Below are 12,374 nucleotides of genomic sequence, written 5' to 3'. Positions count from 1 at the left end.
ATCAACAGGGGAGACCTAAATATATTATGAGGCAGTCTGAAGTTTTCTACTGAAAAATGAACATAGAAAAAGGTCCACCTCCGATTTATGAGGTGGACCTTTTTCTATAATATGTTTAGATCATTTTTTCGATTTCGCCTTTTTTCTTCAGGTCTTCTACGATAGCTTGAAGCTTTTTGGAAGTTTCCTGCTGTTCCAATTGGCCTTTGATATCTTCTTTCACATCAGCAAGCTCTGGGAATGGCTGCTGCTGTTTCTTTTCCTCTTCGGAGAGTTCTTTTAATTGTGCATCGTTTTGTGCTTTGGCTTGATCATAATATTCCTGGATCTGCTCATCGGTCACTTCGGTTTTACCGACTTCCTTTTCCAAATATTTTTCTAAAGCCAGTTCATCTGCAATCTGCTTTTTAAGTGTGTCGATTGTAAGAGGGCTGCTTTTAAGGGCCTCTTCAAATTTCTCTTCACTTTCATAGCTAGCTTTGATTTCTGCCAGGTAGTCTTCCACTTCCTGTTCAGAAGCCTTGTAGCCTTTGTTTGCTACTTCCTGTGATAATAGCTTTTGTTCGATTAAAGAGTTTAAAGTCTGCTCTTTAATAGCTTCAGGATCAGTACCTTGTCCAAATTGCATCATCATCATGGAAGTCTGCTTCATCATTGTGTTATATTCTTCACCTTTGATTTCTTCGCCATTTACTTTCACTACGACTTTCTTGGGATCGACCTCTTCAGCCTGAGCCTGTTCAGTAGGTTGGTCCTCATTCTTCTTTGCATCTTTGTCAGCTGCTTTGTCATCATTTCCGCCACAAGCTGCCAGAAGGAGAGTGGACATTAGAGTGATTAACAAGATTGTAAGTTTATTTTTCATGTTGAAACCTCCATTAGAAACATTTAAAACTATTTTTCCATTTAAACATGGTTTTTATAAGGAAGCAAATGATTTCCCCTATTCTTCTTAATTTTCATGAAAAGGGTGAATTGTATATGCACATTTGAATTGGTGTTTTTTATGCTTCTGATTAAACACCGCTGTTGATTTCCGCACTAGGCTTCGCTTTCCGCGGGACGTTAGTGGAGCCTCCTCGGCTTCGCCTGTGGGGTCTCCACTGAACGTTGGCTTCCCGCAGGAGTCTTCGCCTATTGCTCCAATCAACAGCTAGATACCTATATTCTAAATTATTCCTTTGTACGGCTTGAGAAAAGAACTTTGTTAAACTGTTTCCACATGTTAATTATTTTTTCAACGCAATGATCATCTCTTCGTTAGGTGTGACGTAGATGGTTTGTTGCTGTTCGTAGATGACGAAGCCGGGTTTTGCGCCTGATGGTTTTTTGACGTTTCTGACTTTTGTGAAGTCGACAGGGACGGAGCCGGAATGGCGCGCTTTGCTGAAGTAGGCGGCGATGGTTGCGGCTTCGTTGATGGTTTCTTCCGTCGGATCTGTGCTGCGGATCACGACATGTGATCCAGGAATATCCTTTGTATGGAGCCACACATCATCGCGTCTTGCTACCTTATTTGTCAAAAAGTCGTTTTGCTTGTTGTTTTTTCCGACCAGAATCTCGGTGCCGTCGGTTGATTGATAAACTTCCAAAACCGGTTTTTGCGGCTTTGGTTTCTTTTGATTTCGTTTTTGCTTCATTTTCATATAGCCTTCCTCGGCCAACTCTTCACGAATTTCCTGTATGTCTTTAGGGGAGGCTGTCTCCACTTGCTGAAGAATCAAACTAAAATAGTTGATTTCTTCCTCAGCCTTTGAAATCTGCTCCTCGACAATAGCCAAGGAATTTTTTGCTTTTTGATACTTCTGGAAGTACCGTTGTGCATTCCCAGAAGGGCTGCGCTGCGGGTCCAAAGGAATGGTTATTTTCTCCACATCTTCACTATAGTAGTTGAGCACTTCCACCTCTTTGTCACCGCGGGCTATCTGATAGAGGTTTGCTGTCAGCAGCTCGCCATACAATTGGAACACTTCCGCATTTTTAGCATCAACCAAAGTTTTTTCAAGTTTGATGATTTTCTTTTTGTTTTTCTCGATTTCATTGGCAATGAATCGTTCAAGGTCATTTGCCTGCTGTTTGACTCTGTCTCTGGAAGCTTTGCCAAAATAAAAGCGGTCAAGCAGTTCACTTAAAGTGGAGAACGTTTTCTTTTCTCCTTTTATATGTGTCAGTGGGAGAAGGTAGAAAATTTCTTTGTTATCAGCCGTTATGATCTGCGGCTCAAGGGAACCCGACTTGACATCCTCTATGAGACCGGCAAAGCTTGGTGGAAGTGTCTGCCTATTTGCAAGACCGGCCCTGTATACTGCCTCTTTCGCAAAAAGGGGTGAGATGCCGGCAAAGGTATGGACGAGCTGCTTATCGAGCTTACCTCCGATATAGTCAATCTTCCTCTGCACCAAATCTTCTGTTGCTTCAAAAGGATGAATTTTATTCTGCTCTGGAGGCAGTACATAAGGCTGTCCTGGTGACAGGCTGCGGTGCCTGTTCTGTGACATGGATACATGCTTGATGCTGTCTAAGATCATTCCACGTTCCTTATCAATGAAAATGATATTGGAATGGCGTCCCATGATCTCCACAATTATCTGTTTGTATGACACATCACCGATTTCATTTCTTGCCTTCACATCAAAAACAATGATTCTGTCCATTCCAATCTGGTGGATATCTGTAATGATGCTTCCCTCTAAATGTTTACGGAGGAGCATGCAGAACATCGGTGGTTCACTTGGGTTATCGTAGCTTTCTTCTGTGAGATGAATGCGAGCGTAGCTTGGGTGGGCAGAGATCAGCAACTTATGGTTGCTTCTGCCGGAACGTATCGTCAGCACCAGTTCATTCTTATAAGGCTGATAAATTTTCGTAATCCGTCCACTTTCTAACTTTTCCTTCAATTCTCTAACCATTGCATATGTAAAAATACCATCAAACGACATCTATATTACTTCCCTTCCTTGACAATCCAAATTTCTTTTAGACTAAATCAATTATATACAAGCAATCTTCAGAAGTCCTAATAGAGGATGTTCAAAAAGTCCGGTAAATATAGCTTCGAATTTCTTCGTCAGCTTGCTTCTGCGCTTCCTCGAACTTCTTTGCTCTTTTTATCCTCCTTTTTGAACACACACTAAAAAGTATATCATTTTTTTGGACGAGTCTGAATAAGCTTTGTTAGATAGATTTTGTGCAAAGGTTGTGAGGTGAAACAGATGAAATGGCATGAGATGAGAACAGAAGAGGTTGTAGAAAAAATTAATTCAAATGTAGAAAACGGATTAAGTGAATCAGAAGCAAAAAATCGTCTGTTGCAGTTTGGGACGAATGAGCTTCAAGAGGCGGAGCGTCCCAACGCCTTTTTAGTGTTTTTGGAGCAATTTAAAGACTTTATGGTAGTTGTACTTCTGGCCGCCACTTTAATATCGGGTTTACTTGGTGAATATATCGATGCGGTTGCCATCATTGCAATTGTCATTATCAATGGGGTTTTGGGGTTCTTTCAGGAGCGGAAGGCGGAGCGATCCCTTCAGGCGCTGAAGGAACTTTCTGCCCCGCAGGTAGCTGTTTTGCGGGATAAAGAATGGCGTAAGGTTGCCTCCCGCGAAATAGTGGCAGGAGATGTGGTGAAATTCTCCAGTGGGGACCGGATAGGTGCCGACATGAGAATCGTACAGGCGAGCTCGTTGGAAATAGAGGAATCTGCTTTGACTGGTGAGTCTGTTCCTGCTGTGAAAAGGGACACACCAGTACAAGGCGGCGATATTTCTATCGGAGATCAGGAGAATATGGCCTTTATGGGTACGCTTGTCACAAGGGGATCAGGCGTGGGGATTGTAGTCGCAACGGGAATGAATACGGCAATGGGGCAAATTGCCGATCTTCTTCAATCGGCAGAAACAACAATCACTCCGCTTCAACGGAAACTGGAGCAGCTTGGAAAAATCCTCATTATCGTTGCACTATTCCTTACATTGCTTGTGGTAATCCTTGGGGTAGTCCAGGGACATAATATGTACGATATGTTCCTTGCCGGAGTATCATTGGCGGTTGCAGCCATACCTGAGGGGCTTCCTGCAATCGTGACAGTAGCACTTTCGCTCGGTGTACAGCGAATGATCAAGCAGAAATCCATCGTAAGGAAACTTCCAGCAGTCGAAACCCTTGGATGCGCTTCGGTCATTTGTTCTGATAAGACAGGAACTTTGACACAAAACAAGATGACGGTGACGCATGCCTGGTCAGGGGGGAATACCTGGACTGTTACCGGAAACGGTTATGATCCTGCAGGAGAGTTCATTGCAAATGATGCCAAAGATCCCACCCAGAACAAATCCCTGCAGCAACTTTTGACATTCGGATTGATGTGTAACCATGCCAATATACTTGAAAAGAATAATCAATTTGTTTTAGATGGGGATCCGACAGAAGGAGCCCTGGCGGTTGCGGCAATGAAAGCTGGCTATACAAAAGAAAGGCTGCTAAAGGAATTTGCAATTGTAAAGGAATACCCATTCGATTCCGAAAGAAAAATGATGAGTATGGTAGTGGAAGATAAACAGGGGAAGTTGTTCCTGATTACAAAAGGTGCACCTGACGTCATCAGTGGAGTCAGTGAATTTATTTTGTGGGAGGGCAAAAAGCAGCTATTTACAGCCAAATTTGAAACCATTGTAAAGGATACTGTCCATGTGCTGGCGTCACAAGCACTGAGGAACATAGCAGTCGCCTTTAAACCGCTAACTCACTATCACCATAGCATGACAGAAAAAGATGTGGAAAAAGAATTGATACTAATAGGAATACAAGGAATGATCGATCCACCTCGACCGGAAGTGAAACAAGCTGTCAAGGAATGCAAGGAAGCAGGCATCAAAACAGTTATGATAACTGGAGATCACATTGTTACGGCCAAAGCGATAGCATCAGACATCGGCATACTTCCGATGGGTGGAAAGGTTCTTGAAGGGAAAGAGCTTCAGAAGATGACACAGGAAGAGCTAGAGGAAATGGTGGATGATGTCTATGTGTTTGCAAGGGTGTCCCCCAGCACAAGCTTTCCATTGTAAAAGCGTTGCAGAAAAAAGGGCATATCGTCGCAATGACAGGGGATGGCGTCAATGATGCCCCTGCTATCAAAGCTTCCGACATAGGTATTGCCATGGGGATAACAGGGACTGACGTGGCAAAAGAGGCTTCATCTCTTGTATTATTGGATGACAACTTCGCTACCATCAAATCTGCCATCAAAGAGGGAAGAAACATCTATGAAAATATCAGAAAGTTCATCAGATACCTGCTTGCCTCCAATGTCGGTGAAATTCTGGTCATGCTTTTTGCCATGCTGCTTGCCTTGCCATTGCCGCTCGTACCCATCCAGATCCTATGGGTGAATCTGGTTACAGATGGACTGCCTGCCATGGCACTTGGCTTGGATCAGGCGGAAAGCAATGTCATGAAACGCAGGCCAAGACATCCGAAAGAGGGAGTGTTTGCGAGAGGACTTTGGTGGAAAATCATCAGCAGAGGCTTCCTGATAGGACTCGTGACCTTGATTGCCTTTATCATCGTGTATAAGCAGCATCCAGACGAGCTGATATATGCCCAGACGGTGGCTTTTGCAACCTTGGTAATGGCACAGCTGATACATGTATTCGACTGTAGGAGTGAGCGGTCCATTTATCATCGTAATCCGTTCCAGAACCTATACTTGGTAGGGGCTGTCATTTCAAGTGTCATCCTGATGCTCATTGTCATCTACTACCCGCCGTTGCAAACCATTTTCCACACAGTTTCTCTTGCACCGGAGGAATGGCTGTTAATTATGGGATTAGCTTCGCTTCCTACTTTTTTACTGGTGGGAACGCTTTTCACAGGAAAAACAAAGAAAAATATGGTATAGTATAAAAAAGGTAGTAGAGGTAAACTCTATTACCTTTTCGTTTGTTTTATAATGTAATAATATAACTCCTTTACTAGGATTTCTTCTGCATACTTTGTTGCATTTATAAGATATAGCCAACTAATTTTGCCCGTTGATTTCCGCTCCAGACACTTGCTTTCCGCGGGGAGGGTGGGAGCCTCCTCGGCTTCGCCTGTGGGGTCTCCCACTTCCTTCTATTCTCCCGCAGGCGTCAAGTGTCCTCCGCTACAATCAACTCAAGATTTTATCTTTGGCGGAAAGCTTGAATGAAAAGAAAAAATAAAAAACAAATTTTTCTTTTTATTTGCAAAGGTACATTGTTGAATTGGGTTTCCCCTGTTGATTGGAGTGCAAGGCGTGAGACTCCTGCGGGAGCAGTGTGTCAAGGGAGCCCCGCAGGTGCATAGCACCGAGGAGGCTCCCGAGGCCGCCCGCGATCGCTGCCGCCTGGAACGGAAATCAACAGGGTGTTTAATGTGAAGATATTATTTTCGTGTCTCAACTTGCTGAAGAAACAATTTACGAAAACAGCTTTTAAAAAAGGTGAAACAATGCTAATATAGTGTTTGCTTAGCATCGAAATAAGCCACTACAAGGCTCTTTTTTCATTAAATGGAGTACTTGAAAAGAGCCATTATATACTTAGGGAACGGACGTGAGTATGATGGTAAAGAGTATGACAGGTTTTGGTCGGGCAGAAACGAATGCTGAAACCTATCGGATCCTGGTGGAAATGAAATCGGTGAATCATCGTTTTTGTGAAATTAATATAAGGATGCCTAAGCAGTTTCTTTCGCTTGAGGATAAGATCAAACGCGTGATTTCCTCCACCATCCTGCGAGGAAGAGTGGAAGTCTTTATTACAATAGAAGGACAAGGGCTTGCCGAAAAGCAAGTGAATGTAGATTGGTCCGTGCTATCGGGATATATGCAATCCTTGCAGCAGGTGAAAGATACATATCAAATTTCTAGTTCCATTCAAATAAGTGATATACTAAAATTAGAGAATGTGTTTTCCGTTACGGAAGAAGAAACGATTCACCATGAATTGGAAGACTCACTGTTAGAAAATGTACATACTGCAACCAAGCAATTGGTATCGATGCGTTCCATTGAAGGGGAGCAACTGCAAAAAGACATCATCGAACTTGTTTCCCATATCGAAAAGACCGCGATTGAACTTCATTCATATGCCCCTATGGTAGTAGAAGCCTATCGACAACGCCTGGAGAAGAGATTGAAAGAATATGTGGGATCGGTTATTGATGAACAGAGACTTGTCACAGAGGCTGCTATTTTCTCGGATAAGGCGGACATCAATGAAGAACTAAAACGAATTCATAGCCATATTGCGCAATTTACGCTCTCCCTGAAGAGTGGGGAAGCAATTGGCAGAAAACTGGATTTCCTTGTGCAGGAATTGAACCGGGAGGTCAACACCATCGGTTCCAAGGCGAATGATGCCAAAATAGCGAATCTTGTGGTGGAAATGAAAGCTTGCATCGAGAAAATCAAAGAACAAGTGCAAAACATCGAATAATCTTTGATTACTAACCTCTTAAAGGGGTTAGAATATAGTTGGTAACTAGAGGTGGAAACTATGAGTATTAAGTTGATTAACATTGGCTTTGGCAACATTGTTTCAGCAAATCGGATCATATCTATTGTAAGCCCTGAATCTGCACCGATCAAAAGGATCATCCAAGACGCAAGGGATCAAGGAATGCTTATAGATGCAACCTATGGAAGACGAACTAGGGCGGTAGTCATCATGGACAGCGATCATGTAATCTTGTCAGCTGTCCAGCCGGAAACCGTTGCACAACGACTTGTAAATAAAGATGATATGTCTGATGAAGGGTAGGTATTTATTAATAAATGAGAGATAGAGGATTATTAATCGTTCTTTCCGGTCCATCCGGAGTTGGAAAGGGAACTGTCAGAAAAGCGCTATTTTCAAAAGATGATGTAAGTCTGCATTATTCCATCTCGATGACAACAAGGAATCCCCGAGCTGGAGAGTTGCATGGTACGGATTATTTCTTCCATACTAGAGAGGAATTCGAAGAACTGATTGAACAGGACAAATTCATCGAATGGGCAGAGTACGTAGGGAACTACTACGGCACACCGGTTGATTATGTGGAACAATGTCTATCAGAAGGAAAGGATGTTTTCCTCGAAATCGAAGTGCAGGGTGCCATCCAGGTGAAAAGTAAATTCCCTGAGGGAGTTTTCATCTTCCTGATGCCTCCAAGTCTTTCGGAGCTGAAAAATAGAATTACAACAAGAGGTACAGAAACAGAAGACCTCATTAATAATAGAATGACGGTTGCAAAAGAGGAAATCGAAATGATGGATGCTTATGATTATGTGGTGGAGAATGATCAAGTAGATCTGGCATGCGATCGAATTCAGGCCATCGTACAAGCGGAACATTGCAAAAGAACAAGATTACGCGAAAAATACAAACAAATGCTGGAGGCTGAATAATTATGCTATACCCATCTATTGATTCATTGATGCAAAAACTGGATTCCAAATATACACTTGTAACGGTTTCGGCAAGACGTGCTCGCGAATTGCAGCAAGTGAACGACCAAATGATCGAAAAGACGGTTTCCCACAAGTTTGTAGGAAAAGCTTTGGAAGAAATCGATGCTGGTTTGCTTTCTGCCAAGACGATTAAAACAGCGGAAAGAAGCGAAGGAATCTTAAACCACAAATAATGCCAATCGTTTTCCAACAGTCTGAAATAACAACCTAGCGATAGGTTGTTATTTTTTTAGACACGTAAAATTTCTTATCGGGGGATAGAAAAATGCTGTTAACAAATAAGAAAATCCTTTTATGTGTAACTGGCGGCATCGCCGTATATAAAGCTGTTGCTCTTACTAGCAAGCTTGTTCAGCAGGGTGCAGAAGTTAAGGTTATCATGAGCCAGTCCGCCTGCAAGTTTGTCACACCGCTGTCGTTTCAGGCATTATCAAGAAATGAAGTGTTCACCGATACGTTCGAAGAAAAAAACCCTTCTGTGATTTCCCATATTGACCTCGCTGATTGGGCCGATCTGATACTGGTAGCGCCCGCAACCGCCAATACAATAGGCAAGATGGCAAATGGATTGGCGGATGACATGGTCACCACCACTCTGCTTGCGGCAACTGCTCCAATCTGGGTTGCACCTGCCATGAATGTACATATGTACGACCATCCCGCTGTAAAAGAAAACATGAAACGCTTAGCGGCATTTGGATACCGCTTTATTGAACCAGGTGAAGGCTTCCTGGCTTGCGGCTATGTAGGCAAGGGGCGTTTGGAGGAGCCTGAATCTATCGTGCAAGCCGTAATAGATTATTTTACCCCTGATTTTTCTAAGGCTTCTCCACTTCGAGGTAAAAAAATCCTGGTAACCGCAGGACCGACTTTGGAGAAAATTGATCCGGTCCGCTTCATTTCGAATCGATCTACTGGGAAAATGGGCTATCGGATTGCTGAGGTAGCGGCTGATCTAGGTGCAGAGGTTACTTTGGTATCCGGACCGACTGCACTTTCAGATCCCCCAAAGGTCCATACCATCAGGGTGGAGTCTGCTGAACAGATGTACGAAACAGTCCTTGCGAACTATGACACATCTGATGTAGTCATCAAATCAGCAGCAGTGTCCGATTATAGACCAAAGCATATATCAGATACGAAAATGAAAAAGCAGGATGGCGACAGTGTACTGGAAATGGAACGGACGAAAGATATTTTAAAAGCACTCGGTGAAAGAAAGAAACACCAGATTCTGGTAGGTTTTGCTGCAGAAACGAATAATGTGGAGGAATATGCAGTAGGAAAACTCGATAGGAAAAACCTCGACTATATTGTGGCCAATAATGTAACGATGGATGGAGCGGGATTTGGAACAGACACGAATATTGTCACGATCTATCGTAAGGACGGCTCAAACCTATCCCTGCCACTAATGTCCAAGAAGGAAGTCGCCGCCTCCCTACTAGAAGAGATAGCCTCCAATTTCGAGGAAAAAGCATGACATATGCAAGTGTCATAGTAGATGTTCCGGCAAAACAGACAGACAGAGCGTTCGATTATGAAATCCCTGAAAAGTGGGATGGTTTTATCCAGCCTGGCATGAGAGTGGTAGTTCCTTTTGGCCCCCGCCAGATACAGGGGTTTGTTGTAGGTCTGAAAGAAACAACGTCTGTAAAGAAGACGAGGCCCATTTCGAACCTGATAGATATTAGCCCAATTTTGACAGAGGAGCTCCTGCAGCTCGCCGAATGGCTAAGAGACCATACATTATGCTTTACCATTTCAGCCTTTCAGGCGATGCTCCCTGCTGCGCTGAAAGCTAAATATGAAAAATGGATCATAGTAAAGGACAGGAATAATCTGCCTCCGCATTTGGAACTGTTTTTCGATTCGTCCAACAGGGCCCGTTTCGAAGATTTTGAAGGTACTGGTCATTACAGACTTATTAAACACCTAATTGATGATGAGGTTTTGGAAGTCTATTATGAAGTCAAAGACAAACTTTCCAAGAAAACGGTAAAAGCCATTGTGCTCACTGCCACCAAAGAGGAACTAAAGGAAGCAAAAAACAAAGTATCCACGCGCGCGCAAGCCCAGCACCGTCTGTTGGATTTCTTTTTGGAAACAGGACAGAAAAAAATAGAAAAAAAACAGCTCCTTGAAGACCTCCAGATAGGTACAAGTGCAGTTGGAGCGCTGGTGAAACTGGATATTCTGCAGGAAGTGGATGATGAAAGATACAGGGACCCTTATGCAAACAGGGAATTTGCTAAGTCTGAGCCTTTAGCCCTTACTTCCCAGCAGCAACAAGCAATATCTCCTATCCTCTCCTCGATCGAAAGTGGAAAGCATGAAGGATATGTCATGTTCGGGGTAACTGGAAGCGGGAAAACGGAAGTGTATATGCAGGCAGTGGATGCCGTCCTGAAAAAAGGTAAAGAGGCAATTGTACTAGTTCCTGAGATTTCCCTCACTCCACAGATGGTGAATCGCTTCAAATCACGCTTTGGCTCCGATGTGGCTGTTATGCATAGTGGACTTGGCATGGGGGAGAAGTATGATGAATGGCGTAAGATTCACCGCAAAGAGGTGAAGGTGGTAGTAGGTGCACGATCTGCCATTTTTGCACCTTTTGAAAATGTGGGAATCATCATTATAGATGAAGAGCATGAAACGAGCTATAAACAGGAGGATACACCACGTTATCACGCACGTGACATCGCGATGGAGAGAGGGAGATTTCATCAGTGTCCAGTTGTATTGGGAAGTGCTACGCCAACACTTGAAACCTTCGCGAGAGCTTCCAAAGGAGTCTATCAGTTGCTGACGATGGACAAAAGAATGAGCGAACAGGGAATGCCGACTGTAGAAATAGTGGATATGAGAGAGGAATTAAGGGAAGGCAACCGTTCCATGTTCTCAAGGGACCTCCTTGAAAAACTCCAGATCCGGCTTGAGCGTGGGGAACAGTCCGTATTATTTTTGAACAAAAGAGGGTATTCCTCCTTTGTTATGTGTCGAGACTGTGGCTATGTAGTGGAATGTCCACATTGCGACATCTCCTTGACCTATCACCGAATTAACAATCAGTTGAAGTGCCATTATTGCGGGTATGAAGAGCAAGTGCATTCAACTTGTCCTAGTTGTGAAAGTGACCATTTCCGTTTTTTTGGAACCGGAACGCAGAAAGTGGAAGAAGAGCTGACAAAATTGCTACCGAGTGCAAGGGTCATAAGAATGGATGTAGACACCACCAGTAGAAAAGGATCTCATGAAAAACTACTTCAGCAGTTCGGGGACAGAAAAGCGGATATATTGCTCGGGACACAAATGATTGCGAAGGGACTGGACTTTCCACAAGTAACATTGGTAGGGGTCTTAACAGCAGATACTATGTTGAACATCCCTGATTTTCGTTCTTCGGAGAAAACCTTCCAGCTTCTGACACAGGTAAGCGGGCGTGCTGGAAGGCATCTACTTCCTGGCGAAGTGGTCATTCAGACTTACAGCCCGGAGCATTATAGTGTAGAATTAGCAAGTACACACGACTATCTCGGCTTTTATCAGAAAGAAATGCTTATAAGAAAAAATCACCAGTACCCTCCTTTCTACTACCTTGCCCTTGTTACAGTCACTCATCAGGAGCTGACAAAGGTAGTGGCGGTAACGGAAAGGATTACGAGCTACCTTGGTGGACAGCTTTCAAGGGAAGCGGTCATTCTGGGGCCGGTTTCTTCCCCGATTTCAAGAATTAAAGACCGATATCGATATCAATGCATCATTAAATATAAAAGGGAACCAAATCTTCATCATGCCTTAAAGAGTGTTGTGGAAAAATACCAATCACAAATGGACCAGGAAAAATTGGCGATCCATATCGATTTAAATCCTTACATGTTAATGTAATTTTTGGAGG

At 43.4% G+C, this 12,374-nt stretch carries 8 protein-coding genes and 1 pseudogene; 7 read left to right on the top strand and 2 right to left on the bottom strand.

The window, feature by feature from the left end; all coding sequences use genetic code 11:
- Positions 1-115: 115 nt before the first annotated feature.
- Positions 116-865, bottom strand: a complete 750-nt coding sequence (locus ABN702_RS10490; RefSeq protein WP_417900603.1) for a SurA N-terminal domain-containing protein — start codon at positions 863-865, stop codon at positions 116-118.
- A gap of 364 nt (positions 866-1,229) precedes the next feature.
- The gene (locus ABN702_RS10485; RefSeq protein ID WP_417900602.1) at positions 1,230-2,939 is read right to left on the bottom strand and encodes an Rqc2 family fibronectin-binding protein; all 1,710 of its coding nucleotides are present in this window, start codon (positions 2,937-2,939) and stop codon (positions 1,230-1,232) included.
- Positions 2,940-3,212: 273 nt separating this feature from the next.
- Between ABN702_RS10485 and ABN702_RS10480 the strand changes: the two are divergent.
- The 7 genes and pseudogenes from ABN702_RS10480 to priA all read left to right on the top strand — a co-directional run bounded on the left by ABN702_RS10480 (position 3,213) and on the right by priA (position 12,364).
- Positions 3,213-5,899 (top strand): annotated as a pseudogene (locus ABN702_RS10480) (cation-translocating P-type ATPase).
- Between the two features lie 685 nt (positions 5,900-6,584).
- Positions 6,585-7,460, top strand: coding sequence for a YicC/YloC family endoribonuclease (locus tag ABN702_RS10475; RefSeq protein WP_417900877.1), 876 nt, complete (start codon positions 6,585-6,587; stop codon positions 7,458-7,460).
- Positions 7,461-7,520: 60 nt separating this feature from the next.
- Positions 7,521-7,784, top strand: coding sequence for an extracellular matrix/biofilm regulator RemA (gene remA, locus ABN702_RS10470; RefSeq protein ID WP_204413556.1), 264 nt, complete (start codon positions 7,521-7,523; stop codon positions 7,782-7,784).
- 14 nt (positions 7,785-7,798) lie between these two features.
- Positions 7,799-8,413: a guanylate kinase gene (gene gmk, locus ABN702_RS10465; protein WP_386637619.1), complete on the top strand. Its 615-nt coding sequence runs from the start codon at positions 7,799-7,801 to the stop codon at positions 8,411-8,413.
- Between the two features lie 2 nt (positions 8,414-8,415).
- Entirely contained in the window at positions 8,416-8,649 is a 234-nt protein-coding gene (rpoZ, locus tag ABN702_RS10460) for a DNA-directed RNA polymerase subunit omega (RefSeq protein WP_060665844.1), read from the top strand.
- Positions 8,650-8,744: 95 nt separating this feature from the next.
- Positions 8,745-9,959, top strand: coding sequence for a bifunctional phosphopantothenoylcysteine decarboxylase/phosphopantothenate--cysteine ligase CoaBC (gene coaBC, locus ABN702_RS10455; protein WP_417900876.1), 1,215 nt, complete (start codon positions 8,745-8,747; stop codon positions 9,957-9,959).
- Complete coding sequence (priA, locus tag ABN702_RS10450; RefSeq protein WP_417900601.1) at positions 9,956-12,364, top strand: primosomal protein N'; 2,409 nt, start codon at positions 9,956-9,958, stop codon at positions 12,362-12,364. Before coaBC ends, priA begins: the two co-directional genes overlap by 4 nt.
- Positions 12,365-12,374: the final 10 nt, after the last annotated feature.

The sequence above is a fragment of the Bacillus haimaensis genome (assembly GCF_048270625.1).
Classification (GTDB): domain Bacteria; phylum Bacillota; class Bacilli; order Bacillales; family Bacillaceae_I; genus Sutcliffiella_A; species Sutcliffiella_A haimaensis.
This window is presented reverse-complemented; position numbering and strand designations above follow the sequence as displayed.